Origin of the sequence: Nocardiopsis mangrovi (genome assembly GCF_042653925.1) — a bacterium.
Classification (GTDB): domain Bacteria; phylum Actinomycetota; class Actinomycetes; order Streptosporangiales; family Streptosporangiaceae; genus Nocardiopsis_B; species Nocardiopsis_B mangrovi.
The window spans coordinates 106,096-131,006 of sequence record NZ_JBHSFQ010000012.1 but is presented as its reverse complement, the minus strand read 5'-3'; the positions used below and the strand labels follow the sequence as shown (position 1 = coordinate 131,006).

Annotated in this window: 22 protein-coding genes; 15 read left to right on the top strand and 7 right to left on the bottom strand. The window is 73.5% G+C overall.

The window, feature by feature from the left end; all coding sequences use genetic code 11:
* Positions 1-12 precede the first annotated feature (12 nt).
* Positions 13-996: a non-homologous end joining protein Ku gene (gene ku / locus ACFO4E_RS14420; protein ID WP_378574780.1), complete on the bottom strand. Its 984-nt coding sequence runs from the start codon at positions 994-996 to the stop codon at positions 13-15.
* A gap of 85 nt (positions 997-1,081) precedes the next feature.
* Between ku and ligD the strand changes: the two genes are divergently transcribed.
* Both ligD and ACFO4E_RS14410 read left to right on the top strand, forming a co-directional pair.
* On the top strand, positions 1,082-1,993 hold the full coding sequence (gene ligD / locus ACFO4E_RS14415; RefSeq protein WP_378574778.1) for a non-homologous end-joining DNA ligase: 912 nt from the start codon (positions 1,082-1,084) through the stop codon (positions 1,991-1,993).
* 275 nt (positions 1,994-2,268) lie between these two features.
* Positions 2,269-2,652 (top strand): hypothetical protein, encoded by a 384-nt coding sequence (locus tag ACFO4E_RS14410; RefSeq protein ID WP_378574776.1) that lies wholly within the window; start codon positions 2,269-2,271, stop codon positions 2,650-2,652.
* A gap of 150 nt (positions 2,653-2,802) precedes the next feature.
* Here the strand turns inward: ACFO4E_RS14410 and ACFO4E_RS14405 are convergent, their stop codons facing one another.
* Positions 2,803-3,072, bottom strand: a complete 270-nt coding sequence (locus ACFO4E_RS14405; protein ID WP_378574775.1) for a hypothetical protein — start codon at positions 3,070-3,072, stop codon at positions 2,803-2,805.
* Positions 3,073-3,197: 125 nt separating this feature from the next.
* A complete protein-coding gene (locus ACFO4E_RS14400; RefSeq protein WP_378574773.1) occupies positions 3,198-4,355 on the bottom strand; it encodes a pyroglutamyl peptidase in 1,158 nt (385 codons plus the stop codon).
* Positions 4,356-4,755: 400 nt separating this feature from the next.
* On the opposite strand from ACFO4E_RS14400, the gene amaB reads away from it, so the two are divergent.
* The 5 genes from amaB to ACFO4E_RS14375 all read left to right on the top strand — a co-directional run bounded on the left by amaB (position 4,756) and on the right by ACFO4E_RS14375 (position 10,712).
* Positions 4,756-6,291 (top strand): L-piperidine-6-carboxylate dehydrogenase, encoded by a 1,536-nt coding sequence (amaB, locus tag ACFO4E_RS14395; protein WP_378574771.1) that lies wholly within the window; start codon positions 4,756-4,758, stop codon positions 6,289-6,291.
* A gap of 270 nt (positions 6,292-6,561) precedes the next feature.
* Positions 6,562-7,026 carry a hypothetical protein gene (locus ACFO4E_RS14390; protein WP_378574769.1) on the top strand — a complete coding sequence of 155 codons (465 nt, stop codon included), beginning with the start codon at positions 6,562-6,564 and terminating at the stop codon, positions 7,024-7,026.
* A gap of 124 nt (positions 7,027-7,150) precedes the next feature.
* Complete coding sequence (locus tag ACFO4E_RS14385) at positions 7,151-7,654, top strand: 2Fe-2S iron-sulfur cluster-binding protein (protein WP_378574767.1); 504 nt, start codon at positions 7,151-7,153, stop codon at positions 7,652-7,654.
* On the top strand, positions 7,651-8,643 hold the full coding sequence (locus tag ACFO4E_RS14380) for an FAD binding domain-containing protein (protein WP_378574765.1): 993 nt from the start codon (positions 7,651-7,653) through the stop codon (positions 8,641-8,643). Before ACFO4E_RS14385 ends, ACFO4E_RS14380 begins: the two co-directional genes overlap by 4 nt.
* Positions 8,640-10,712: a xanthine dehydrogenase family protein molybdopterin-binding subunit gene (locus tag ACFO4E_RS14375; RefSeq protein ID WP_378574764.1), complete on the top strand. Its 2,073-nt coding sequence runs from the start codon at positions 8,640-8,642 to the stop codon at positions 10,710-10,712. Before ACFO4E_RS14380 ends, ACFO4E_RS14375 begins: the two co-directional genes overlap by 4 nt.
* A gap of 19 nt (positions 10,713-10,731) precedes the next feature.
* Here ACFO4E_RS14375 and ACFO4E_RS14370 read toward each other — a convergent pair whose 3' ends face one another.
* Both ACFO4E_RS14370 and ACFO4E_RS14365 read right to left on the bottom strand, forming a co-directional pair.
* A complete protein-coding gene (locus ACFO4E_RS14370; protein WP_378574762.1) occupies positions 10,732-11,439 on the bottom strand; it encodes a FadR/GntR family transcriptional regulator in 708 nt (235 codons plus the stop codon).
* Between the two features lie 318 nt (positions 11,440-11,757).
* On the bottom strand, positions 11,758-12,342 hold the full coding sequence (locus tag ACFO4E_RS14365) for a GNAT family N-acetyltransferase (protein ID WP_378574760.1): 585 nt from the start codon (positions 12,340-12,342) through the stop codon (positions 11,758-11,760).
* Positions 12,343-12,495: 153 nt separating this feature from the next.
* On the opposite strand from ACFO4E_RS14365, the gene ACFO4E_RS14360 reads away from it, so the two are divergent.
* The 6 genes from ACFO4E_RS14360 to ACFO4E_RS14335 all read left to right on the top strand — a co-directional run bounded on the left by ACFO4E_RS14360 (position 12,496) and on the right by ACFO4E_RS14335 (position 19,012).
* Positions 12,496-13,179 carry a TetR/AcrR family transcriptional regulator gene (locus ACFO4E_RS14360; RefSeq protein ID WP_378574758.1) on the top strand — a complete coding sequence of 228 codons (684 nt, stop codon included), beginning with the start codon at positions 12,496-12,498 and terminating at the stop codon, positions 13,177-13,179.
* A gap of 284 nt (positions 13,180-13,463) precedes the next feature.
* Positions 13,464-14,234, top strand: coding sequence for a helix-turn-helix domain-containing protein (locus tag ACFO4E_RS14355; protein ID WP_378574756.1), 771 nt, complete (start codon positions 13,464-13,466; stop codon positions 14,232-14,234).
* Positions 14,221-14,397 carry a DUF397 domain-containing protein gene (locus ACFO4E_RS14350; protein WP_378574755.1) on the top strand — a complete coding sequence of 59 codons (177 nt, stop codon included), beginning with the start codon at positions 14,221-14,223 and terminating at the stop codon, positions 14,395-14,397. Before ACFO4E_RS14355 ends, ACFO4E_RS14350 begins: the two co-directional genes overlap by 14 nt.
* A gap of 329 nt (positions 14,398-14,726) precedes the next feature.
* Positions 14,727-16,046 (top strand): SLC13 family permease, encoded by a 1,320-nt coding sequence (locus tag ACFO4E_RS14345; RefSeq protein ID WP_378574753.1) that lies wholly within the window; start codon positions 14,727-14,729, stop codon positions 16,044-16,046.
* Positions 16,047-16,187: 141 nt separating this feature from the next.
* A complete protein-coding gene (locus tag ACFO4E_RS14340) occupies positions 16,188-17,684 on the top strand; it encodes a carboxyl transferase domain-containing protein (protein WP_378574751.1) in 1,497 nt (498 codons plus the stop codon).
* 128 nt (positions 17,685-17,812) lie between these two features.
* On the top strand, positions 17,813-19,012 hold the full coding sequence (locus tag ACFO4E_RS14335) for a CaiB/BaiF CoA transferase family protein (RefSeq protein WP_378574749.1): 1,200 nt from the start codon (positions 17,813-17,815) through the stop codon (positions 19,010-19,012).
* A gap of 108 nt (positions 19,013-19,120) precedes the next feature.
* Here ACFO4E_RS14335 and ACFO4E_RS14330 read toward each other — a convergent pair whose 3' ends face one another.
* Positions 19,121-20,173 (bottom strand): aldo/keto reductase, encoded by a 1,053-nt coding sequence (locus ACFO4E_RS14330; RefSeq protein WP_378574748.1) that lies wholly within the window; start codon positions 20,171-20,173, stop codon positions 19,121-19,123.
* Positions 20,174-20,329: 156 nt separating this feature from the next.
* On the opposite strand from ACFO4E_RS14330, the gene ACFO4E_RS14325 reads away from it, so the two are divergent.
* Positions 20,330-21,229, top strand: coding sequence for a LysR family transcriptional regulator (locus ACFO4E_RS14325; RefSeq protein ID WP_378574746.1), 900 nt, complete (start codon positions 20,330-20,332; stop codon positions 21,227-21,229).
* 36 nt (positions 21,230-21,265) lie between these two features.
* Here the strand turns inward: ACFO4E_RS14325 and ACFO4E_RS14320 are convergent, their stop codons facing one another.
* Entirely contained in the window at positions 21,266-21,970 is a 705-nt protein-coding gene (locus tag ACFO4E_RS14320) for a sulfotransferase family protein (RefSeq protein WP_378574744.1), read from the bottom strand.
* Between the two features lie 582 nt (positions 21,971-22,552).
* Between ACFO4E_RS14320 and ACFO4E_RS14315 the strand changes: the two genes are divergently transcribed.
* Positions 22,553-24,907 (top strand): terpene synthase family protein, encoded by a 2,355-nt coding sequence (locus ACFO4E_RS14315; RefSeq protein ID WP_378574743.1) that lies wholly within the window; start codon positions 22,553-22,555, stop codon positions 24,905-24,907.
* The last annotated feature ends 4 nt before the right edge of the window (positions 24,908-24,911 follow it).

Below are 24,911 nucleotides of genomic sequence, written 5' to 3'. Positions count from 1 at the left end.
GCCGGGCGCGCGTCAGGAGGCGGAGGCCTGCCGCCGGGCGCGGGAGACGGCCTTCTCCAGTTCCGCGCGCGACATCTTGGAGCGCCCGGGGACCTTCATCTCGGCGGCCAGCCGCGAGAGGTCCGTCTTGGACATCTCCGACACCGGCGGCGCCTGCTGCGGCGCCCGCGCGCGGTCGCGGCCGGCCTTGCGCCCCCGGCCCTTCCGCGACCCGGTGTCGCCGCCGAGGCTGGCGCGCAGCGCCTCGGTCAGCTCGACGACGTTGGTGCGGGGCTTGGGCGGGCCCTCGTCGCGGTAGCGCAGCCGGCGGCCCTCGTGCTTGGCGTCGATCAGGTCGCCCAGCCGCTCCTGGTAGGCGTCGGTGTAGTCCTCGGGGCGCCATTCCTCGGCCATGGACTCGATGAGCTGCCCGGCGAGCTCCATCTCCCGCCCGGCGACGTCGGTCTCGGGGATCGCGGGCAGTACCTCCTCGGGGTCGCGCACCTCGTCGGCCCACCACAGGGTGCTCAGCGTCAGCACCCCGTTCTGCGGGCCGATGACCGCCAGGTGCTGGCGCTCGCGCATCACCAGCCGGGCGACGCCCAGCCGCTCGGTGCGCTCCAGGACCGCGCACAGCAGGTTGTAGGGCTTGGCCGAGGTCTTGGCGTCGGGGGCCAGGTAGTAGGTGGAGTTGTACCAGAGGGGTTCCACCGAGCCGGCGGGGACGAACGCCGAGATCTCCAGCGTCCGCGAGCGGCCTGGGGCGATGGTCTCCAGCTCCTGGGGCTCCAGTACGACGTATTCGTCGCTGTCGTCGACGTTGGCGCCCTTGACGATGTCGGCCGGCGCCACCTCCGTACCGGTGCGCTCGTTCACCCGGCGGTAGCGGACCCGGTCGGAGGTGCCCCGCTCGAACTGGTGGAAGCGCACGCCGTGGCGCTCGGTCGCACCGTAGAGCCGAACCGGCACGTTCACCAGGCCGAACGACAGCGATCCCTTCCACACCGGCGATGCCATGGTCCACCTCCCGTCCTCTCGTATGCCCCATGCCCGATATCGGGTAAATCGCCCGAACATAGGAGTAAAGACCGAAAGGGGTTCCGTGCCCGTTCCCGCCGCTGAGGCGCTGAAAGCGGGCGGCCGCACCGTCACCGTCCAGCGGCCGGGCAAGGAGCTGTTCGGCCCGGGCGGTGTGACCAAGGGCGAACTCGCCCGCTACTACCGTGCCGTGGCCCCGGCGATGGTGCGGCACCTGCGCGGGCGGCCGCTGGCCGTCCAGCGCTACCCGGAGGGCATCGAAGCCGAGGGGCAGGGCTTCTACGTCAAGAACCGCCCCGGGTCCGCCCCCGCGTGGGTGGCCTCGGCGGAGGTGCCCCACGAGCACGGCGGCACCTCGCGGATGGTCGTCTGCGACGGTGCCGCCACCCTGGTCTGGCTCGCCGACCAGGCGGCCATCACCCTCCACCCCTGGCTGAGCCGGATCGGCGACCTGCGCCGCCCCGACCGGCTCATCATCGACCTCGACCCCGCGGGCGACGACTTCCCCGCGGCCCGCCGCGCCGCCCGCGACGTCCGCGCCGTTCTGGAGGAGCTGGGGCTGGCCGCCTACGTCATGACCACGGGATCGCGCGGGCTGCACGTGGTGGCGCCCATCCGGCCCGAGATCGACGCCTGGCACGCCCGCGACCTCGCCCATGTGATCGCCGAGACGGCCGCGGCACGCCGCCCCGGCGACCTCACCACCCACGTGCGCAAGCAGCGGCGCCGGGGGCGGCTGTTCATCGACTACCTGCGCAACGGCTATGCGCAGCTCGCCGTGGCGCCGTACTCGGTGCGGGCCCTGCCCGGAGCGCCGGTGGCGATGCCCCTGGCCTGGGACGAACTGGACGGCGTGGCGTCGGCCCGCGCTTGGACGGTGCGGACGATCGGCGACCGCGCCGCCGCCGACCCGTGGCGCGATCTGGCGCGCCACGCGCGCTCGCCCCTGAAAGCGGTCGACCGGCTGGGCGGGTGAGGCGCGGGCGCCCGGCAGCGGACGGGGCCGGAGGCGCGGCCGGTCGTGGCCGATCGGACAAAGGGGATCTACGCCATAAAGGTGGTCGATGGCGTCATTTTCCCCCACCGGTAATGCCTGACCTCTGAAAACGTGACGGCCTCCGTCGGCGGCGCCGTCCGATTGCACTCGAATCGGTAACAGAACGCCCGTTCGAGGAACCTACGGCCGCGGCGCGACTCTCACATTTGAGAACATCGTTGCCATCACCACCGCAACCCGAAAGTGGGAGCACAATGAGCTACGGTACCGGGGGTCAGCCTCCCTATGGGGCAGGGGGCTGGGGAGGGCCCACCCCACCCCCGCCCGGTGGCGGCTACGGCCCGCCGCCGCCCCCGCCGCCCCCTCTGGGCCCCCAGCAGCCGCCCGCCAGCCAAGGCAGCGCGATCGGCGCCCTCATCGCCAACGTCATCGGGCTCTGCCTGTGCTGGGTCGCGACACTGCCCGGCCTGATCCTGGCGATCATCGGCCTGAGCATCGCCTCGAGCAACCCCTCGGCGGCGCGGACCTGCACCCTGATCTCGTGGATCCTGTTCGGCGTCGGTGCGGTGGCGGGCGTCATCTACATCGCCCTCTACGGATTCGCGATCTTCGGGTCGGCGATGTCCGGCTCCTACTAGCCCCCGCGCCCCGACGGGGCACGCGGCACCACGGTATCGACGCCCCGGCCTCTGGGCCGGGGCGCACTGCGTCGTCGGCCCGGAGGCCGGGGCACGGTGACCCGCCGCCGATGGGCGGGTCCGATCCGGGGCGGTGGCGGGGGACCGGAGTCAGCGCCCCGGGCCGGAGTGGTCGGCGTTGGTGATGACGACCGCGCCTTCACGCGTCCGGCGGGCCGATATCCGGCGGCCGAGCTGGGTTCCGGCAGCGCGGGCGGCCCTGCGGATCTTGTCGGCCTCGACCTGGGCGGGGATCTCCACGGCCTCCCGGCGGCGCAGCGCTCGGATGATCTTCGATACCAAGGCCGCGTGTTCGGCGTCGGCACGGCGCTGCTCGTCTCTGAGGGAGGACGTTTCAACGGGGTGAGGGTTGTCGGGCATGGTCCTGAGACTATCCGTGACGGCGGGAACTCACCAGGCCACGATTGTTAACACGTCGCGGACCAGGTGTTTCGCCGGAGCGGGCGGGGCGGGGGCCGCGGAGCGGGCGGTGGCCCCCGCCGCCGTCAGGCGGCCCCGCCGGAGCCGGCGAGGCTCGCGGCGACGATGCCGCGCAGCTGGGCGACGATGTCGGCGCGGTCGCGCTCGAATCCGGGGTCGGTCAGCTCCGCGGGGTCGGACGTGGCCAGGTCGAGGACGGGAGTGTGGACGTGCCCGGCGGGGATGGCGCGCTCCGTGGCGTCGCGCAGCAGGGTGTTGCGGTAGGCGATCTCGTTGGACAGGTAGTCGCCGCCGCCGCCCTCGCGCGCCTCGGAGCCCGGCGTGGGACCGCCGGGCCGGACCACGGGCTCGGCGGCGCCCGCGGGGACCTCGGTGACCTCGGCGTTCTCCGAGATGGGAAAGCGGCCCGCGGCGCGTTCCACGATGGCGTCGGCGGGCAGGGTCGAAGAGGTCCACTGCGGGAGCGGGCTGGGGGCGGGGAAGCCCCGCGCAGGCGGCACCGGGCCGGGGGCGCTGACACGCTCGTTGTCGGTGCCGTGGCCGCGCCGGGCGCCGTTGTACGCCTCCAGGTCGAAGCGGCCCACGCGGCCCTGGCTGACCGTGATGACGGCGTCGGCGGCGACCGCCCCCACACCGGGCGCGTAGTGCGGGTGGAGGGTGCGTTCGACCATGCCGTCGGTGAAGTCGCGCCAGCGCACCGGGAAGACGGCGGTGCGCACGACGGCGGTGCGGTCGCCGACGCGGAAGGTGGCGTCGTGCAGGGTGAGCGCGGCCACCCCTGAGGGGTTGGACCGGCGCACGTCCTCGTCCAGCCCGAAGGGGTCGAAGCCGGTGACGATGACCCGCAGGACGCGTTCGTCGGGCGGGAACACGAGGTCGTCGTGGCCCCGGGAGGCGAGTTCGAGCCGGCCGGAGAGCGTGGCGCGGTCGGTACCGGTGACGGGGAAGGCGGGCGTCCAGGCGCGCAGCCGCGCGCAGAGGGTCAGGCGGGCCCAGTACAGCGGGCGGTCGTCGGCGACCTCCCCGCTCTGCCGGACGGCCTCGGTCCACAGGCGCCGCCCATGGGCGGCGACGACCTGGCCCGCGTCGTCGAGGTCGGTGGCCGCGGCGAGGTCGGCCGCGAAGAGGGGGGCGGCCGCGGCGAACCCGGAGCCGCGAAGGATGGTCTGGGGCGCCTCCAGGCCGGCTCGGTCTTCCTCGATGGTGGTGGCGGTGGCGTTCATCAGACGTCCTTCGTGGATACCCCGGGCTTTAGACCAGGGAGGAAACGAAGCTCTTGCGAGGCAGGGCAGTGGGGTGGGTGGGCGATTCGCCGCCAGGCGGACCGCCGTCGTATGAACTTCGGCCTTGGATCCAGGCGTTGCTCCTTCGGGTCGGGTGGTGGGCCGGAACGGCCCCGCGCGGGTGCGGGCCCGTCCGCGCCGGCGTTGGGCCGCGGGGACGGGGCCCGGCCAGGGGCCGGGGGGCGGTCCGAGCGGGCGGACCCCGTCGGACCGAGCCGGAGTTTACCGTCCGGGGCGGACGGCCTCGGGCGGCACGCGGCTCCGGGGCGGCGGTTAGGCGGTGGTGGCGGGGGGAACGAGATCCGTGCCCGCCCTGCACCTCTCGACGAGGAGAGACCGCATGACCACCCTCCCCACCACTGACCTGCTGCGTGAGCGCGCCACGGCCGCACTCGCCCGCTGCGGCGCCGAGCCGGTCGACGACGCCGCCGGGCTGCCGGGCCGCACCCCCCTCACGGGCGGGGTGCTCTTCGGGGTGCCCGCGACCGATCCCGAGGGGGTCGGCGCGGCCGTCGGCGCCGCGCACGCCGCCTTCCGCGACTCCTGGCGCGACACGCCGGCGCCGCAGCGGGGCGAGCTGGTGCGCCGGCTCGGCGAGCTGCTGCGCGCGCACAAGTCGGACCTGGCCGACCTGGTGACCATCGAGGCGGGCAAGATCCGCTCCGAGGCGCTGGGCGAGGTGCAGGAGATGATCGACGTCTGCGACTTCGCGGTGGGGCTGTCCCGCCAGCTCTACGGGCGGACCATGCCCTCGGAGCGCCCGGGGCACCGGTTGATGGAGACCTGGCATCCGCTGGGCGTGGTCGGCGTCGTCACGGCGTTCAACTTCCCGGTGGCGGTGTGGTCGTGGAACACCGCGATCGCGCTGGTGTGCGGCGACACCGTGGTGTGGAAGCCGTCTGAGGCGGCCCCGATGACCGCGCTGGCCTGCCACGCGCTGCTGGCGCGGGCCGCCGCCGACACCGGGGCCCCGGCCGACGTCCACCGCCTGGTGCCGGGCGGGCGCGAGACCGGCGCGGCACTGGCCGACGACCCCCGGGTGGCGCTGGTCAGCGCCACGGGGTCGGTGCGCATGGGACGCGAGGTCGCGCCCCGTGTGGCGGCCCGGTTCGGGCGCTGCCTGCTGGAACTCGGCGGCAACAACGCCGCTGTCGTGGCGCCCTCGGCCGATCTGGACCTCGCCACCCGCGGGGTGGTGTTCGGGGCGGCGGGCACGGCCGGGCAGCGGTGCACCACCCAGCGGCGGCTGATCGTCCACGAGGACGTCGCCGACGCCTTCCTGGACCGGGTCGTGGCGGCCTACGGGCGGCTCGCCGAGCGCATCGGCGACCCCTTCGACGACGCGACCCTGGTGGGCCCGCTGATCGGCGAGGGCGCCTACGACGCGATGCGCGCGGCCCTCGACCGGGCCGCCGCCGACGGCGGCACCGTGCTCGCCGGCGGCGCCAGGTGCCTGGAGAAGGAGGCCCCCGACGCGTACTACGTGGAGCCCGCGGTGGTGCGGATGCCCGCGCAGACCGACATCGTGCGGGACGAGACCTTCGCGCCGATCCTCTACGTGCTGACCTACCGGGACTTCGACGAGGCGGTGGCGCTGCACAACGGAGTGCCGCAGGGGCTGTCGGGCTCGGTGTTCACCCAGGACCAGCGCGAGGCCGAGCGGTTCCTGGCGGCCGACGGAGCCGACTGCGGCATCGCGAACGTCAACATCGGCACCTCGGGTGCGGAGATCGGCGGCGCCTTCGGCGGCGAGAAGGAGACCGGGGGCGGACGCGAGTCGGGCTCGGACGCGTGGCGCGCCTATATGCGCCGCGCCACCAACACGGTCAACCACTCGGGCGAGCTCCCTTTGGCCCAGGGTGTGAACTTCCTGTGACCCGCGCGCGCTGACAGCCCGCCCGCGCGGCGGCCCGCCGCCGCGCGGGCGGGCGGGGAAGCGGGTGCGGTCCGCCGCCGTGAGCCGGCGCGCATGGACCGCCGCGCCGCGGGGCAGCGGTGGCGGTATGGACGTCCATCCGCCGCCCGATCCGCCGCGGCCCCGCGCCGGCCCGGATGCCCCGCTCCACGGCGCGGGGCGCCGGCCCGGCGCGCGCCCCCGCGCGGCGCGGGCGTGCCGGCGGCCGCGCACGCCCGGCCGGGGGGAGGGGTGAGCGTGTACCTCGACCACTATCTGGCCGTTCTCTCGCGGATCGAGACGGGGCTGGGCAAGGCGCTGGTGGCGGTGGGCCGCCACCATCCCGCCGACGCCGGCGTCGCCCACGTCTGCGCGCGCATGGCCCGGGAGTGCGACGACCACGCCCGCAGCATCGACGCGTTCGCCCGCCGGCACCTGCGGGACGCCTCCGGCGGCGTGGAGCACGCCGGGGCGGCGGCCTTCGCCGGCCCGCACGGCGGCGGGATCGGCCTGCTGCGGGACCTGCACGCCCTCTACCTGCTCGCCGCCGACTGCGAGATCTCCTGGACCATCGCCGACCGCGCCGCACAGGCGGCGGGCGACGCCGAGCTGGCGGAGGTGGTGGCCCGGTGCCGCGCCGAGACATCGGGGCAGGTCGCCTGGTTGCGCGCCCGGATCAGAGAGGTCGCCGGCGCGGCGGTCGCCGGGGGCGGGTGACCGCCGGCAGCCCGCCCGCGGCCCCGCACGCACGGTCCCGGCGCCGCCGCGACCGGGTTTAGCCGCGCGGCGCCGGGTCAGTGGTTGCCCGGACCATGACTGCGGCTCCAGGGGGTGCGAGGCGATGGAGGTCGACATCACGCTGCGGGTGGACGGCGAGGACCGTCCGGTGCGCGTGGACACGCGCACCACGCTGCTGGACGCGCTGCGCGACCGGCTCGGCGTGGTCGCCCCCAAGAAGGGGTGCGACCACGGCCAGTGCGGCTCGTGCACGGTACTGCTGGAGGGCCGCCGTATCGTCAGCTGCCTCACCTTCGCCGTCTCCCACGACGGCGCGGAGGTCACGACCGCCGCGGGGCTGGCCGACGGCGGCCGGCTCCACCCGGTGCAGCAGGCGTTCCTGGACCACGACGGGTTCCAGTGCGGATTCTGCACGCCGGGCCAGATCTGCTCGGCCGTGGGCGTGCTGGACGAGCTGGAGCGGGGCTGGCCCAGCCACGCCACCAGGGACCTCACCGCGCCCGTCCAGGCCGGGCGCGCCGAGATCAGTGAGCGAATGAGCGGCAACCTCTGCCGGTGCGGGGCCTACACCAACATCGTCGACGCGATCGAGCAGGTGGCGAAGTGATGCCCTTCGACTACCGGCGCGCCGCCGACGTCACGGGCGCCGTCGCCGCCGTGGCCGGCCGCCCCGGAGCGGAGTTCCTGGGCGGCGGGACCAACCTCGTCGACCGGATGAAGCTCGGGGTGACAGCCCCTGAGCTGCTGGTGGACGTCAGCGGGCTGCCGCTGGACCGGGTGCAGCCGCTGCCCCGGGGCGGCATGCGCATCGGCGCGACGGTGCGCAACAGCGACCTCGCCGCCGACCCCGGCATCCGCGCCGAGTACCCGGTGCTCTCCGAGGCGCTGCTGGCGGGCGCCTCGGGGCAGCTCCGCAACCTCGCGACCACCGCGGGCAACCTGATGCAGCGGACGCGCTGCGTCTACTACCAGGACACCAGCACGCCCTGCAACAAGCGCGAGCCCGGCTCCGGCTGCTCGGCCATCGGCGGGTACACCCGCCACCACGCCATCCTGGGGGCGTCGGAGTCGTGCGTGGCGACCCACCCCTCCGACATGGCGGTCGCCCTGGCCGCCCTGGACGCGATGGTGATCGTGCTGGGGCCCGAGGGCGAGCGGTGGATCCCGCTGGTGGAGCTGCACCGGCTGCCGGGCGCTGAGCCGGAGCGCGACACCGTACTGCGCCACGGGGAGCTGATCACGGCGGTCGAGCTGCCCGAGCCGATCCCGGGCGCCAGGTCGGGCTACCGCAAGGTGCGCGACCGGGCGTCGTTCGCGTTCGCCCTGGTATCGGCGGCGGCGGTGCTGCGGGTGGAAGAGGGGCGGGTGGCCGCCGTCCGGCTCGCGCTGGGCGGCGTCGCCCACAAGCCGTGGCGGGCCTTCCGCGCCGAGGACGCGCTGGTCGGCGCGCCGGCGACCGCGGCGGAGTTCCGCCGGGCCGCCGACATCGAGCTGGCGTCGGCGCGCACGCTGGCCGACAACGAGTTCAAGCTGCCGATGCTGTGCAACACGGTGACCGAGCTGCTGAGCGACCTCGCCGCAGAGGAGGAGCGATGATCGGGCTCTTGCGCACCCGCGCGGTGGGGGCGGGCATCGAGCGGCTGGACGGCCGGGCGAAGGTCACCGGGGCCGCCACCTACGCCTATGACCAGCCGGTGGAGCACCCCGCCTACGTCGCCCCGGTGCTGTCGGCGATCACGCGCGGGCGCGTGGTCGCCGTGGAGACCGGGGCGGCCGAGAACGTCGAGGGCGTCCTCGCGGTGGTCACGGCGGCCACGGCCGTGCGCACGGCCGACATCGGCGACGGCGAGCTGGACGTGCTCCAGGGCGACGAGATCGCGTTCCGCGGCCAGCTGATCGGCGCGGTGGTCGCCGAGACCCCGGAGGCCGCCCGGCAGGCGGCCGGACTCATCGAGGTCGCCTACGAGGAGTGGCCGCACGAGGTGGAGCTGCGGGAGGGGGGCGGCGGGCCGCCGCCCATCCCGGACCCGGGCGAGGACGACGTGCGCGGCGACGTGGACGGCGCCTTCGCGTCGGCGCCCTTCACCATCGACGCGACCTACACCACGCCGCCGGAGTACAACAACCCCATGGAGCCGCTGACCACCGTCGCGGTGTGGGAGGGCGACGGGCTCACCGTCTACGAGTCCACGCAGTCGGTACACGCGGTGCGGGAGACCCTGGCGCAGCTGTTCGGGCTGGACCTCGAACGGGTGCGGGTGATGGCGCCGCACGTGGGCGGCGGATTCGGGTCGAAGGGGACGGTGCACGCCCACCTGGTGCTGGCGGTGCTGGCGGCGCGCGCGGTCCCGGGCCGGCCGGTGAAGCTCGCGCTCACCCGGCGGCACATGTTCGCCCTGGCCGGGTACCGGACCCCGACCCTTCAGCGGCTGCGGCTGGCCGCGGGGGCCGACGGGCGCATCACCGTCATCGACCACGAGGCGTGGGAGCAGTCCTCGCGGGTCAAGGAGTTCGTGGAGCAGTGCACCACCCCGGTGCGCAACATGTACCCGGCGGCCAACCGGCGCCTGGCGCAGCGGATGGCCGCGCTCGACGTGCCGGTGACCTCGTGGATGCGGGCACCAGGGGAGTGCCCGGGGATGTACGCGCTGGAGTCGGCCATCGACGAGCTGGCCGAGACCTGCGGGATCGACCCCGTGGAGTTCCGGATCCGCAACGACACCGCCGTCGACCCCGACTCCGGCAAGCCGTTCTCCTCCCGCAACCTGGCCGCCTGCCTGCGCGAGGGGGCGCGGCGGTTCGGCTGGGCCGACCGCGATCCGCTGCCGGCCAGCCGCCGCGAGGGCGGCTGGCAGGTCGGCGTCGGGGTGGCCGGCTCGATCTACCCGGTGATCGGGTTCCCCGGGTCGGCGGCGGTGGTGCGGTTCGGCGCCGACGGGCGCTACCGGGTCCTGATCGGCGCGGTCGACCTGGGGACGGGGGCGTGGACGGCGCTGACCCAGATCGCGGCCGACGCGCTGCGGGTTCCCGTGGGCCGGGTCGACCTGCACATCGGCGACTCCTCGCTGCCGTGGGCGTCGGTCGCCGGAGGCTCCTCGGGAACCACCTGCTGGGGGACCGCGATCGTGGAGGCCGCCAAGGCGTTTCGCGACCAGCACGGCACGGACCCGGCCGAGGGCGACGAGGCGCGGGGCGAGGTCCGGGAGAACACCGCCCGGGAGCAGTACGCGATGCACGCGTTCGGGGCCCAGTTCGCGGAGGTCCGGGTGAACGGGACCACGGGGGAGGTGCGGGTGCCGCGCATGCTGGGCGTGTTCGCCGCGGGGCGCATCATCAACGCGCGCACGGCGCGCTCCCAGTTCATCGGCGGTATGTCGATGGGGGTGTCGATGGCGCTGCACGAGCAGGGGGTGCGCGACCCGCGGTTCGGGCACATCGTCAACCAGGACTTCGCCGAGTACCACATCGCCGCCAACGCCGACATCGGGGCGATCGAGGCGGTGTGGGTGGATGAGGAGGACCCGCACGTCAACCCCATGGGGTCCAAGGGGATCGGCGAGATCGGCATCGTGGGCGCGGCGGCGGCCATCGCCAACGCCGCCTACCACGCCACGGGGGTGCGGGTACGCGACCTGCCGCTCACGGCCGACCGGTTCGTGGGCTGAGGCCCGATGAGGCCCGGGGTCAGGGCGCGGTGGCGCCCGGGAGCGTGGGGACGCTGGAGACGAGCGCGAGATGGGCGCGCATGGCGTCGGCGGCGTCCTGGGGGTCGCCCGCGCGGATGGCCTCGGCGATGCGCTCGTGGCCGGCCAGCGACGCAGACGGCCGCTCCGGCTGGGACAGCGACTCCACCCGGGTCTCCATGATCATCGAGGAGATCTCGGCCATCATCCGCTCCAGCAGGCGGGAGCGCGCCGCGTGGGTGATGGCGGCGTGGAAGCGTTCGTCGCCGGCGACCCCGCGCTCGCCGCGGGCGACCTCCCCGCGCATCAGCTCCAGCGCGTCGTCGATCGCGGCGAGGTCGGCGGCGGTGCGGCGCTCGGCCGCGAGTTCGGCGAGCTTGACCTCCAGCGCCTGGCGCGCCTCGATGATCTCGGCCCGGCGGTTGTCGCGGTCGCGCAGCAGTGCGAGGACGCGGTCCTCGGTGACGGTGCGGCGGATGATCGCGCCGTCACCGTGCCGGACCTCGATGATGCCCTGTACCTCGAGGGCGACCAGGGCCTGACTCACCGACACCCGGCTGACCTGCAACGACGCGGCGAGTTCGCGTTCGGGTGGGAGGCGGTCGCCGGGCCGCAGCCCGGCGTCGCGCATGTATTCGCAGAGCCGCTCGACCAGCTGCTCGTACAGGCGGGGCCGGACGATGGGGCGGGGGCGGGACTGGGGTGGCACGCGCGTGGGCTCCTTCGCGGACGCGATGTCGTCTACACAGATTAGCCCTCCCACTGGACAGGCCACCGGCCGCAGCCGCCCCGCGCCCGCTCCGGCGGTGGGGTGTGCGGTCCTTCGTGCCCGGCCCGCGCCGATCGGCACGGCCCGCCTGCCTCCCTGCCGGAGGGGTGGCGCGGAAGAGAAGAGCAAATATGATCTACGTCATAAAGGTGGCTCTGCGGTCGCCGGCCACGGCCTTCGATGGCCGCAGCAGCGCGCTCCGGATCCCCTTCGCGCCGGCGGTGCGGGGTCGAGCGGCTCCGCACCGCCGGCGCCGCCTTACGGCCCGGTGGCGGGCGTGTCACGGGCGCCGTGCCCGTCGACCCTCCGCGCCCAGGCGGTGCGGTCGAGTGCGTACTCCACGATGTCGCCCCCGGAATCGGGGGCGACACGGCGGAAGGACAGCCCGGACTTCTCCATGACCCGGCGGGAGGCTGAGTGGGTGGCCCGGGTGATCGCCGTGACGCGGTGCAGACCGGGGTCGGTGAAGCCGGTGCGGATCAGCGCGCGTGCCCCTTCGGCGGCATAGCCCCGGCCCCACGCCGCGCGGCGCAGGCGGTAGCCGAGTTCGGCGGTGCCGGTGGCGCCGGGCGGGGCGGTCGTGGGCGGACGGAAGTGGAACCAGCCCAGGAACTCCGCGCGCGCCGGGTCGACGGCCGCCCAGAAGCCCAGCCGCTCGTAGCGCTCGTAGTAGCCCAGGATCCGCGGTAGCACCTTGTCGCGGACCACCTCGGGCGGGGTCGGGAACCCGCCGTTGATGTGGTGCATGACGAGCGGGTCGGAGTCCAGTTCCACGAGCAGGCCGAGGTCGTCGGGCGTGAAGCGGCGCAGCAGCATGCGCTCGGTCGCGGTGTGGATCGTCATCGCTCCTCCTCAAGGCGGGGTCGCGGACCCATGCTGCCCCGGGGCGGCACGGGTGTCGAGGAGCGGACAGCGGGGTGTGCCACCCGTGCTCACCCGTTGCAACGTGGGCATCGTCACCGGGCGCGGAAACGTCGCGGCTGTAGAATCCCGCGCATGAGCGTCACGCAGACCGCCGTTCAACGGTTGCTGGCAGATGAGTCGGGACGCAGGCCGCGACTGGATGCGCAGCGCAACGTCGAACGGCTGGTGGCCGCGGCGCGGGTGGCCGTCGCCGAGGTCGGCGTCGACGTCACCGCCCACGAGATCGCCCGCCGGGCCGGTGTGGGGGTGGGGACCTTCTACCGCCGCGTCCCCTCCCGCGAGGTGCTGCTGGAGGCGGTGCTCAGCGAGGTCCTGGGTGAGCTGGTCGACAAGGCCGACCGCGCGCTGGAGCACCCCGACCCCTGGACGGCGTTCTGCGGGTTCGCCACGGACTACGTCCGGCTGCGCACCGAGAGCTGCGGCATCAACGACGCACTCGGCGGCGACTGCGCGCTGCTGCTCGAACGGCCCTTCGCCGAACTGCGGATCCGGATGCGCAAGCTGGTGGAGCGCGCCCAGGAGGCGGGCGCCATGCGCGCCGATATCGCCTGGGAGGACCTGCCGTTCATGCTGGCGGCCGTGGCGACCGTCGAACGCACCCTGGGCATGCGCTCGGACCGGGGGCAGTGGGACCGCAACCTCCAGATCGTCCTGGACGGCCTGCGCACCGACCGCCCCAGCCCCCTGCCGGGTGTCCCGCCGGTGCCCGACGGACCCCGTCCGTCGGCGGCGGAGCCCGAGCCCGACTCCGAGTAGGCCCCCAGGGGGCAGCGGGAGCCGGACCCGCGCGCGTTCGCGCACGTGGGAGGGGCCGACCGACCGTCCTTCCCCGCTGCGTCACGCCTCTCGCGACGCGGCACCGGCGAACGTGGTCCTGACTCGGTTCGAGTGACTCGGGCGGCGCGCGTCCACGGTCGCTCGCAACGGGGCCCGCACCTGCTCCCGTGCGATACACGTTCCTACCTGGCCCGAAGGACACGTTCTCATCGCCTTAGGCGGTTCTTGAGACAGGGCGTCAGAAGCCGTATCAGCCTGGTCGCATGAACGATTTCGCGGCAGCGCTCCGCCACCAGTTGGAGATGGCGAGCGTGAACCAGGGGCAGCTCGCCAACGCGACCGGATGGAGCCGAGCCCAGATCTCCGCCTTCTGCACGGGCCGCAGGACACCGAAGACGAAGGAGACGGTGGACAAGCTCGACGAAGCACTGGGCGCGGGTGGCATGCTCACCCGCCGGTGGATGGAGGACAAACGCCGGGCCGCTCAGCCGGAATGGCTGCGCCGGGTCAGCGACCTCGACGCGATGGCGGCCGAGGTCCGATGCAGCCATCCGGGTCTGCTCCCCGCTGTGGCCCAGTCGGCTGGGTACAGCGAGGCGATTTTCCGAGTAGGGTTCCCGGCTTTGAGTGACGAGCGCATCGCGTCCATGGTGAAAGAGCGCCGTGAGCGGACTGAACACCTGCTCCGGATTGATGGTCCCATCATCTCGGTCGCGGTCCCGGATCTCGTATTGCGGGTTGCCGCGCGTGCGGCTTCGTGTGCTCTTCCGCACCTATTGGAGGTCAGTCATCGGATATCCGTGCAGATCGTGCCGGACGGCTACATGATGCCGGCGATCGGACCGGTGCGCGTGCTGTCGTTCCACGATCGGCTGCCGGTCGCCCTCGCAGAGCATGGGTCGGGGGTCGCGCTCATCGACCACGCTCCCGAGGTGATGCGGTATTCGTCGGCGATTACTACGATTGCCAACTGGGCACTCAATCCGGCCGACTCCCGCAGCAGGATTCAGGAGATCATCAATGACGCAGCATGATGCGTGGCACAAGTCGAGCTTCAGTGAATCGATGGCCAACTGCGTCGAGGTCGCAGAAGGATCGGTCACCCGGATTCGGGATACCCAGAACCGGCATGGGGTCATGCTCGCGGTCCCCGCCGCTGAGTGGGTCGCGCTGGTCGCCGGACTCGACCGGCTGTAGCACTCTCGGCAGTCGGCCCCCGGACCATACGGTCCGGGGGCCGACTGCTGTGCACCGGGGGATGGCGGGTCCGGACGGGCCCGGGCGGGCCGCCGGTTTCCGGGGGTGAGTGCCCGTCCCGCCGGGGGTCTGGGCGGGACGGGGCGATGTGGGACGGGGTGAGGGTGGGTCGCGATCTGGTCTCACCGCAGGTACAGGGCATGATCGGTACTTGACAAGCAAGGGGCCTGGCATATTGGCTAGGCCACTGTTCCTTATGAGCTGGTTCACAGCGATTGACCTGATTGCCCTACTACATCCCCATTTCGAACGGCTGGGACCTGTCTGCCATGCCTCCAGAAATCATCACGATCCTCGTACTGGCGGCGATGTTCGTCGTCGCCACGCTGCTGCCCGTGAACATGGGCGCCATCGCCTTCGTGGCGGCGTTCCTCGTGGGAACGTTCGTCCTGGGCATGGACACCGAGACCATCCTCGGCGGCTTCCCTGCCGACCTGTTCCTGATCCTGGTCGGCATCACCTACCTGTTCGCGATAGCGCAGGCCAACGGCACCGTGGACCTCCTGGTCCGATGGGCGGTCAAGGGTGTCGGCGGGTGGGTGGCCGCGATCCCGTGGGTGATGTTCGGCGTCACCGCGGTCCTCACCGCCATGGGCGCCCTCGGTCCCGCCGCCGTCGCCATCATCGCCCCCATCGCCCTCGGCTTCGCGGCCACCTACCGGATCAACGCGCTGCTCATGGGCATGCTGGTGGTCCACGGGGCACAGGCCGGCGGGTTCTCGCCGATCAGCGTCTACGGCGGAACGGTCAACGGCATCGTGGCCGGGACCGACCTTCCGTCGAACCCGATCGCCCTCTTCCTGGCCAGCCTCTTCTTCAACCTCGGCATCGCCATCGTGCTGTTCTTCGCCCTGGGCGGGCACCGGCTCTTCGGGGTGCACATCCGCGACTTCGAAAAGGTCGCGGCGGGGGGTGACGGCGCGTCGGGCGGCGCCACCGCCTCGGGCGGTTCCGGCTCCGCCGGCCCCGCCGGCACCGAGGCCTCGGGCGGCATCCGGCTGGAGCAGATCGCGACCCTCATCGGCCTGCTCGTCCTGGGCGTGCTCGCCCTGGGCTTCAAGCTGGACGTCGGGTTCGTCGCGATCAGCGTCGCCGTGGCCCTCGCCGTCCTGTTCCCCAAGTCGCAGAAGGGCGCCGTCGGCAAGATCAGCTGGGGCACCGTGCTGCTGATCACCGGCGTGCTGACCTTCGTCGGCGTGATGGAGGAGGCCGGGACCATCGAGTACGTGGGCAACAGCGTGTCCGGCCTCGGCGCGCCGCTGCTGGTGGCCGTGCTGCTGTGCTACATCGGCGGCGTCGTCTCGGCGTTCGCGTCCTCGACCGCCATCCTGGGCGTCACCATCCCGCTGGCCGTGCCCTTCCTGCTCCAGGGCGAGATCGGGGCCGTGGGCCTGATCGCCGCGCTGGCGGTGTCCTCGACCATCGTCGACGTCAGCCCGTTCTCCACCAACGGGGCGCTGGTGCTGGCCAACGCCAAGGGGGTCGACCCCGACCGCTTCTACCGGCACATCCTCATCTACAGCGGCCTGGTGGTCCTCCTCGGCCCGCTCGTGGCGTGGGGCGTCATGGTGCTGCCCGGCTGGATGTAGCGCCGGTCGCGCAGGCACCGGCCCGTGGACAAGGGGGCGCCGCTCGCGGCGCCCCCGCGGGCCGTCTAAGCTGAATTGGCTAGTCCAATAAGCCACTTTGGTCCCGTGTGTAAGCAGGGACCGTCTCCGAGGGGGAAGCCGATGGGCGATCGCCGCACAGCGCACGAGCTGCTCGACCGCACACTCGACGCCGGCACGTTCGTGTCCTGGGACACCCCGCCGATCGACGTACACCCCGACCCCTCCTACGCCGCCGACCTCGACGCCGCCCGCGAGCGCAGCGGCTGCGACGAGGCCGTCATCACCGGCGAGGGCCTCCTGCGCGGGCGCCGCGTCGCCGTCGTCGCCTGCGAGTTCACCTTCCTCGCCGGATCCATCGGCGTCGCCGCCGCCGAACGCCTGGTCGAGGCCGTCGAGCGCGCCACCGCCGAACGCCTCCCCCTCCTGGCCGCCCCCGCCTCCGGCGGCACCCGGATGCAGGAGGGCACCCTCGCCTTCCTCGCCATGGTCAAGATCTCCGCCGCGATCGCCCGGCACAAGGCGGCCGGCCTGCCCTACCTCGTCTACCTGCGCCACCCCACCACCGGCGGGGTCCTGGCCTCCTGGGGATCGCAGGGCCACGTGACCGTGGCCGAGCCCGGCGCCCTCATCGGGTTCCTCGGCCCCCGCGTCTACGAGGCCCTCTACGGCAAGGAGTTCCCCGAAGGCGTCCAGCGGGCCGAGAACCTCTACCGCAACGGGCTCGTCGACGCCGTCCTCGCCCCCGAGGACGTCCCCGCCATCGCCCACCGCGCGCTCAACGTCCTGCTCGCCCGCTCGGAGGGCGTTCCCGATGCCCCCGACCCCGGCGACGAGCCCGTCGGCGACGTCCCCGCGTGGGAGTCCATCACGCGCTCCCGCCGCGGCGACCGCCCCGGTGTGCGCCGGCTGCTGTGGTACGCGGCCACCGACGTCGTCCCCCTCAACGGCACCGGCGACGGAGACCTGGACCCCGGCCTCCTCCTGGCCCTGGCCCGCTTCGGCGGCGCCCCGTGCGTGCTGCTGGGCCAGGACCGCGCCCGCCAGACCACCGAGCACCCCTTGGGCCCGGCCGCGCTGCGCGAGGCCCGCCGCGGCATGCGCATGGCGCGCGACCTCGACCTGCCGCTGGTCACCGTCATCGACACCCCCGGCGCCGCCCTGTCCAAGGACGCCGAGGAGCGGGGGATGGCCGGCCAGATCGCCCGCTGCCTCACCGAGCTCGTCACCCTGGAGGTGCCCACCGTCGCCCTGCTCCTGGGCCAGGGCACCGGTGGCGGCGCGCTGGCCCTGGTCCCCGCCGACCGGGTCCTCAGCGCCCAGCACGCCTGGCTGTCCCCTCTGCCGCCCGAGGGCGCCAGCGCCATCGTGCACCGCACCGTGGACCGCGCGCCGGAGCTGGCCGACGGCCAGGGCGTGCGCTCGGTCGAGCTCCGCGACAACGGCATCGTCGACCGCATCATCGCCGAGCACGACGACGCCGCCGACGAGCCGGAGGCGTTCTGCGCCCGGGCGGGCGCGGTCCTGCGCCACGAGCTCACGTCGTTGCTGAACCAGGACCCGCGGGAGCGGTTCGCCCGCCGCTACGACCGCTACCGCAGGCTCGGGCTGCCGGCGTGAGCCCCCGTCCGCACCGCCCGGAGCCGCCCGGGCCGCCGCACCCGTACCCTCCCGCGGCGCCCGCACCCCCGCGGCCGGACAATACCGGGGTAGCCCGACACCAACGCCGAAACCAGATAGGGGCACACGTGACACGACCCAATGGACCGCTCACGGGGAAGGTCGTCGTCGACCTGTCGCGGGCGCTCGCGGGCCCGCACGCCGCGATGCTGCTGGGCGACCTCGGCGCCCGCGTCATCAAGGTGGAGCAGCCGGGCACCGGCGACGACACCCGCGGGTGGGGACCCCCGTTCGTCGGCCCCGAGGACGACCGCATCAGCACCTACTTCCTGTCCTGCAACCGCAACAAGGAGTCCGTCGAGCTGGACCTGAAGTCCGACGACGGCCGCGCCCTGCTCACCCGGCTCGTGCGCGCCGCCGATGTGCTGGTGGAGAACTTCCGCCCCGGCGTGCTCGACCGCCTCGGGTTCTCCGTGGAGCGACTGGAGGAGCTGAACCCGCGGCTGGTCGTCTGCTCGATCAGCGGGTTCGGCCACGACGGCCCCGAGGGCGGCCGCGCGGGCTACGACCAGATCGCCCAGGGCGAGGCCGGGCTGATGAGCCTCACCGGCCCTTCGCCGCAGGAGCCCACCAAGGTCGGCGTCCCCATCGGCGACCTGCTCGCCGGCATGAACGGCGCCTACGGCGTCCTCAGCGCCCTGCTGGAGCGCGAGCAGACCGGGCGGGGCCGCGTCGTGCGCACCTCGCTGCTGTCCTCCATCGTGGGCGTGCACGCCTTCCAGGGCACCCGCTGGACGGTGGCGGGCGAGGTGCCCAAGGCCATCGGCAACCACCACCCCTCCATCGCCCCCTACGGCGGCTACTCCTGCTCCGACGGCATGCTCCAGGTCGCGGTGGCCAGCGAGGGCCAGTGGGCCAAGTTCGCCGGACTGCTCGGCATCGACCCGGCCGACCCCCGCTACGCCGACAACGCCTCCCGCGTCACCAACCGCCCCGATCTCAACGCCGAGATCGAGGCGGCGCTCGCGGCCGGCACCCGCGACGAATGGCTCAAGCGCATCGGCGGCATCGGCATCCCCTGCGGGGCGATCCGCACCATCGACCAGGTCTACGAGTGGGACCAGGTGCGCTCCCAGGGGCTGGTGATCGGCGTGGACCACCCCGTTCTGGGACCCATCGAGCTGCCCGGTCCCGCCGTCCGCTTCGACCCCCGCGAGGGCGACGGCGACCCCGGCGCCGGCCACGCCCCGCCGCCCCGCCTGGGCGAGCACAACGCGTCGGTCCGCGCCTGGCTGGACTCCCTGGACGACACCGAGCCCGCCGGCTGACCCGCCGGCGCACCGGCCCGGACGCACCGGGCCGCGACCGCCGGGCCGCGCGCGGGGCTCCGACCGACGCGGCGCGGCCCGGCCGGCCGCACCCCGGACCCGCGCGGCTCAGGCGGTGAAGGGCCGCATGGCGATGCGGCGGCGGTCGTCGATCGGGCCGGGCCCGTAGCCGCCGTAGATGCTCTGGTGGACGGTGGGGTCGCCGAGGAACCCGTCGGGATAGCCGGGCTCGATCGCCGAGACCGCGTCCAGGCGGCGCAGGGCGTCGGAGTCGAGCTCGATGTCGCCGGCCGCCAGGTTGTCGCGCAGCTGGCCGGCGCTGCGCGCCCCCAGCAGCGGGATCACGTTGCCGGGGCGGGTGGTCAGCCAGGCGATCGCCACCTGCGCCGGCGACCACCCGCGCTCGCGCGCGAGCTCCACAACGGCGCGGACGGTCTCGTCGTCGCGGGCCAGGTCGGTGCCGAAGCGGAAGGTGTCGCGGCGGCCGCCCTCGCCCCGGAGGTACTTGCCCGTCAGCCGCCCTTCCGCGAGCGGGCCCCACGCCACCACGGCCGTGTCGGTGGCCTCGGCGAACGGAAGCAGTTCGCGTTCGGCGGCGCGGTCCAGGAGGTTCAGCCGCAGCTGGACGCCTGCGAACGGCGACCAGCCGCGCAGCTCCGCCAGCGTGTTGGCGCGCGCGATCTCCCAGGCCGGCCAGTTGGACACCGCGACGTAGTGCACCGTGCCCGCGCGCACCTGGTCGTCCAGCGCCCGCATGGTCTCCTCGAACGGCGTGAACAGGTCGCGGGCGTGCACGTAGAGCACGTCGATGTGGTCGGTCTCCAGCCGGCGCAGGCTGCCTTCGACCGAGGCGGCCAGGCTGGTGCGGTGGCTGCCGCCGGAGTTGGGGCCACCCCCCGCTGGGGCGCAGGTGAACTTGGTCGCGACCACGAAGTCGTCCCGGCGGCCCTTGAGCAGGCGGCCGAGGATCCGTTCGGAGCTGCCGTCGGTGTAGACGTCGGCGGTGTCGATGAAGTTGCCGCCCGCCTCGGCGTAGAGGTCGAACATCCGGGCGGCCTCGTCCTCGGCGGCACCCCAGTTCCAGTCTGTTCCGAAGGTCATGGCTCCGAAGGCGAATTCGGACACGCGCAGCCCGGTCCGGCCGAAAAGCGTGTAGCGCATCGCGGGTTCTCTCCGTCTTTCTCGTTCATCCGTGTTCGTACTACCGGACAGTTCAGCCGGAAACCGGGTGGAACGTCCAAGACCTCCTGCCATAACCTGATCGCATCGCTCCCCGGGAACCGCCGCGGTCGCGCGATCGGACACGAAGGGCCGGTTTTGGACGTCGACACCCGCGTCCTGCGCTACTTCACCGCGGTGGCGGAGGAACTGCACTTCACCCGCGCCGCCGAACGGCTCTACGTCTCCCAGCCGGCGCTGAGCAGGCAGATCGCCCAATTGGAGCGCAACCTCGGCACCCCCCTGTTCGAGCGCCGGGCCCGCGATGTCCGCCTCACCCCCGCGGGCGAGGCGCTGCTGCACGCGGCGCGGCGGACGACCGAGGCGTGGTCGGCGGGCAAGCGCGCGGCGCGCGCCGCGCGTGCGGCGGGCGACATGGAGCTGCGCCTGGGGTTCGAGGCGACCGGGGCGGGCGCCCTCACCACACGCGCCCGCGTCCTGTTCGAGCAGCGCAACCCGGGGGTGAAGGTGGTGCCGCACCGGTTCGACTGGGGCGGCGAGGTGCCCGCGCTGCGGGAGGGCGAGGTCGACGTCGCCTTCGTCTGGCTGCCGAATGACCTCACCGGCCTGCATACCGAAGTCGTCGCCGAGGAGCCCCGGGCGGTGGGGATGGCGGCCGGGCACCGGCTGGCCGGCCGGGAGTCGCTGACGATCGGGGACCTGCGCGGCGAGCCCATGCCGTGGGCGCGCCACGCGCCGCGCGCGTGGGTGGAGTGGTGGGGAGTGGTGCCGCGCCCGGACGGCTCCGAGCCGGTGTGGGGGCCGGCCAACGACAACGCCGAGGAGCTGCTGGAGTACGTCGCATCGGGAGTGGGGATCTGCATCGTCTCCCGATCGATCTCCGCCTACTACCAGCGCCCCGATATCGTGTGGCGGCCCTTGACGGGGGTGGAGCCGTTGCGGGTGGCCCTCGGCTGGCCGTTGGACACCCGCCACCGGCTGGTGCCCGGGTTCGCCGAGACGGTGCGCGAACTCGCGGGCGACCGGACCGCTCCCTAGGGCGGGCGGCACGCCGGGGGCCGCCCGCCCCTCCGGTCAGCCGTGCGGCTCGAACGGGCCCCGCAGCGGACCGCCGCTGAAGACGTCGCTGAGCCGTCGCTGTGTGGAGACGGTGTCGTTGAGCCGGGGGAACGGCTCGTCGGCGGGCATGTCCACCCCGAGGAAGCGGCACAGCGGCTCCCACCCGCGGCCCAGCTCGTAGACCAGCAGCCGGTCCGCCGGGATCTCCGCGCGCACTTGGGCGTTGTGCCGCTCGAAGGCCCCGATCGCCGTCCGCTCGTCGGGCAGGACGCCCGCCCGCGTGCCGAAGTAGGTCCGCCAGATCAGATCCAGTACCGGGCGCAAGCTCGTCATCTCCTTGAGAGCCGGAGAGGTCCCATCGGTGACCTGTTCCGCCGCCGACCCCAGGACGGTGTCGCGGGCGCTGGCGTACCAACCGCGGGGGTCGCGCACGGTGAGCACGACCTTCGCGTCGGGGAACGCCGCGGACAGCTCACGCCAGAAGAAGGAGGCCGGCCAGTCGACGGCCGATGAGAAGCCGGTGAAGACGCGGTGCCAGTCGGCCCCCTCGCGCCCCTGCCCGGTGGAGGCCGCCGCGGCGCCCTCCCACAGGGCGGGCAGGCCGGGGGTGCCCATCACGGTGAACATGTGGTGGCAGGGGCCGAACCCCAGCCGGTCGAGTGCGGCTTTCATCGAGCTCGTTCCGGTCCGCGGGAAGCCCGCGCCTATCACTCTGAGCATGCGTTCCTCCGGTGCGACACGCCATCGGATATCCCCGTAGTGCCGATGTGACCACGGAGGGTATCTACCCGCCCTGTGTCCGCCGAGCCCGCCGGAGCCGAGGAACCTCGGCCGCGGACCGGAGCGCACCTCCTTGCGGTGAAATGGCGCCCCGCATCCCGTTGCGGGGGTGGCCGTGGCCGTTCGTCCGCCCCGGAGCGGGGTGTGCGCCCGGGCCCGCGAGGTCCGGCGGAATGGGACGCATCCGCACACATCGCGATGCGGCCATGCGGTTTTTCGGTGAATATCGTCCGATGACCGAATTGAGAATCATAGGCGCGCGTTCCGGAAATCACGGACGTATTCGCGTCTGCGATTCGGTGATCCGAAGAACGCATTCGAGCTGATCCGATATGCCGGCGGATGCGCGCCGCCGCCCGCCGGAAGGAGGCGAATGCTCCTCCGCGCGCCGTACCTCCACCGAATCGACGGGGATCCCGCATATACGGCACCGTTTTCGGGGAATGCCCGGCCTCCGCCCGCCGCTGCCGATACCGTCCGGGAAGATACGACCGTCCGCGGCCGATGAGAGTAGGCGCGCTCATGGAAGCATTCATCCTGCCCGACTTCTACCTGCCGTACCCCGCGCGGATCAATCCGCACATGGAGGGGGCCCGGGAGCACGGAATGGAATGGGCCCGGGCCATGGGGATGCTCGACACCCCCACCCCCGGCGGCGGCCTGGTCTGGGACCACGCGGGCCTGGCCGCCATGGACTACGCGCTGATGTGCGCCTACACCCACCCCGACTGCGACGCCCCCACCCTGGACCTCATCACCGACTGGTACACCTGGGTGTTCTTCTTCGACGACCACTTCCTGGAGCAGTTCAAGTACGCCCGCGACCTCGACGGCGCGCAGGACTACCTCGACCGCCTCGAACTGTTCATGACGCTCGACGGCCAGGAGGCGCCCGTACCCGGGAACGCCGCCGAGGCCGGGCTCGACGACCTCTGGCGGCGCACCGTGCCGATGATGTCCGGCGGGTGGCGGCGGCGCTTCATCACCAGCACGCACAACCTCATGGTCGAGTCCATGTGGGAGCTCGACAACATCAACCGCGAGCGGATCGCCAACCCCATCGAGTACATCCAGATGCGGCGCCGGGTCGGCGGCGCGCCGTGGTCGGCCAACCTCGTCGAGGTCGCCGTCGGCGCCGAGATCCCCGATCCCATCGCCGCCACCCGGCCCCTCCAGGTGCTCTGCGACACCTTCGCCGACGCCGTGCACCTGCGCAACGACCTGTTCTCCTACCAGCGCGAGGTCCGCGAGGAGGGCGAGAACTCCAACGCCGTCCTGGTCTTCGAGCGGTTCTTCGACCGCCCCACGCAGGAGGCCGCCGAACTCGTCAACGAGCTGCTGACCTCCCGGCTGATCCAGTTCGAGGACACCGCGCTGGGCGAGCTCGCCCCCCTCTTCGCCGAGCACGCGGTGCCCCCGCACGAGCAGGCCGGGGTGGCCGCCTACGTCAAGGGGCTCCAGGACTGGCAGGCGGGCGGCCACGAGTGGCACGCCCGGTCCAGCCGGTACATGAACCAGGGCGCCGCCACCCCCGCGGCCGGGGTCCTCGGCGGCCCCACCGGCCTGGGGACCGCCTCCCTCCTGCCGTCGCTGTCGCTGGCGCCCGGGCTGCGCCACCGCGCCCGGCAGCGGTCGCGGCGGCCGTTCCAGCCCGTGGGGCACCTCCCGCTGCCCGAGCTGTACATGCCCTTCCCCGTCCGCACCAGCCCGCACCTCGACCGGTCGCGCCGCGACTCCGTCGACTGGGCGCGCCGCATGGGGCTGTTCGACTCCCTGCCCGGAGTGGAGGCCGGGGCGCTGTGGGACGAGCGCCGGTTCCGGGGGATCGACCTCGCGCACTGCGCCGCCATGATCCACAACCGCGCCGACCTCGACCAGCTCAACCTGTCGACCGACTGGCTGACCTGGGGTACCTACGGCGACGACTACTATCCCGCGGTCTTCGGTGCCACCCGCAACCTCGCGGCCGCGCGGGTGGCCACCGAGCGCCTGGGGGCGTTCATGCCGCTCGACGCCGGAGCGACCCCCGAACCCGCCGACCCCATAGAGCGCGGCCTCGCCGACCTGTGGCGCCGCACGGCCGGGCCCATGCCCATGGCGGGCAGGGCGCGGTTCCGCGCGGCGGTCGAGACCATGACCGAGAGCTGGCTGTGGGAGCTCGACAACCAGGCCGCGAACCGGGTGCCCGACCCCGTCGACTACATCGAGATGCGCCGCAGGACGTTCGGGTCGGACCTCACCATGAGCCTGGCCCGGATCGCCCACATGGGCGCGGTCCCCGACGGCCTGCACGACCACCGGGTCCTGCGCGAGCTGGAGACCTCGGCCCACGACTACGCCTGCTTCGCCAACGACCTCCACTCCTACCAGAAGGAGGTGGAGTACGAGGGCGAGGTCCACAACATGGTCGTGGTCGTGCAGAACTTCCTGGACGTCGACCGCTGGTCGGCGCGCGACGTCGTGGTCGACCTCATGACCGCGCGGATGGAGCAGTTCGAGTACCTGGCAGGACACGACCTGCCCGCCCTGTTCGACCGGCTCGGCCTCGACGACGCCGCGCGCGCCGCCCTCACCCGCCAGGCGGACGAGCTCAAGGACTGGATGTCCGGGATCCTCGAATGGCACCGCATGTGCGTCCGCTACACCGAGGCCGAGCTCCGCATCAGCCACGCCCCCCGCCTCCCGGGCCTCCCGCACGGTCCGCTCGCCCCGCGTCCGGCGGAGGCCGGGCGGCCGGCGGCCGTCGCGCACCCGCCGGCCGCGGTGCGCCGTCCGGCGGTCCCGGTCGCGGAGGAGCCCCGGCCCGTCGTGCCCCTGCGCCCCACGGGCCTGGGCACCTCGGCCGCCCGCCTGCCCGCCCGGCCGCACGCCGTCTGACCAC

Bases quoted from the DNA above. Each gene is read 5' to 3' on its own strand.
- amaB (WP_378574771.1), top strand. From the start codon at position 4,756: ATGACCACCCTCCCCACCACTGACCTGCTGCGTGAGCGCGCCACGGCC.
- ACFO4E_RS14330 (WP_378574748.1), bottom strand. From the start codon at position 20,173: ATGCGCTACACGCTTTTCGGCCGGACCGGGCTGCGCGTGTCCGAATTC.
- ACFO4E_RS14410 (WP_378574776.1), top strand. From the start codon at position 2,269: ATGAGCTACGGTACCGGGGGTCAGCCTCCCTATGGGGCAGGGGGCTGG.
- ACFO4E_RS14350 (WP_378574755.1), top strand. From the start codon at position 14,221: ATGACGCAGCATGATGCGTGGCACAAGTCGAGCTTCAGTGAATCGATG.
- ACFO4E_RS14345 (WP_378574753.1), top strand. From the start codon at position 14,727: ATGCCTCCAGAAATCATCACGATCCTCGTACTGGCGGCGATGTTCGTC.
- ACFO4E_RS14385 (WP_378574767.1), top strand. From the start codon at position 7,151: ATGGAGGTCGACATCACGCTGCGGGTGGACGGCGAGGACCGTCCGGTG.
- ACFO4E_RS14400 (WP_378574773.1), bottom strand. From the start codon at position 4,355: ATGAACGCCACCGCCACCACCATCGAGGAAGACCGAGCCGGCCTGGAG.
- ACFO4E_RS14355 (WP_378574756.1), top strand. From the start codon at position 13,464: ATGAACGATTTCGCGGCAGCGCTCCGCCACCAGTTGGAGATGGCGAGC.
- ku (WP_378574780.1), bottom strand. From the start codon at position 996: ATGGCATCGCCGGTGTGGAAGGGATCGCTGTCGTTCGGCCTGGTGAAC.
- ACFO4E_RS14340 (WP_378574751.1), top strand. From the start codon at position 16,188: ATGGGCGATCGCCGCACAGCGCACGAGCTGCTCGACCGCACACTCGAC.
- ACFO4E_RS14405 (WP_378574775.1), bottom strand. From the start codon at position 3,072: ATGCCCGACAACCCTCACCCCGTTGAAACGTCCTCCCTCAGAGACGAG.
- ACFO4E_RS14365 (WP_378574760.1), bottom strand. From the start codon at position 12,342: ATGACGATCCACACCGCGACCGAGCGCATGCTGCTGCGCCGCTTCACG.
- ACFO4E_RS14360 (WP_378574758.1), top strand. From the start codon at position 12,496: ATGAGCGTCACGCAGACCGCCGTTCAACGGTTGCTGGCAGATGAGTCG.
- ACFO4E_RS14320 (WP_378574744.1), bottom strand. From the start codon at position 21,970: ATGCTCAGAGTGATAGGCGCGGGCTTCCCGCGGACCGGAACGAGCTCG.
- ACFO4E_RS14375 (WP_378574764.1), top strand. From the start codon at position 8,640: ATGATCGGGCTCTTGCGCACCCGCGCGGTGGGGGCGGGCATCGAGCGG.
- ACFO4E_RS14315 (WP_378574743.1), top strand. From the start codon at position 22,553: ATGGAAGCATTCATCCTGCCCGACTTCTACCTGCCGTACCCCGCGCGG.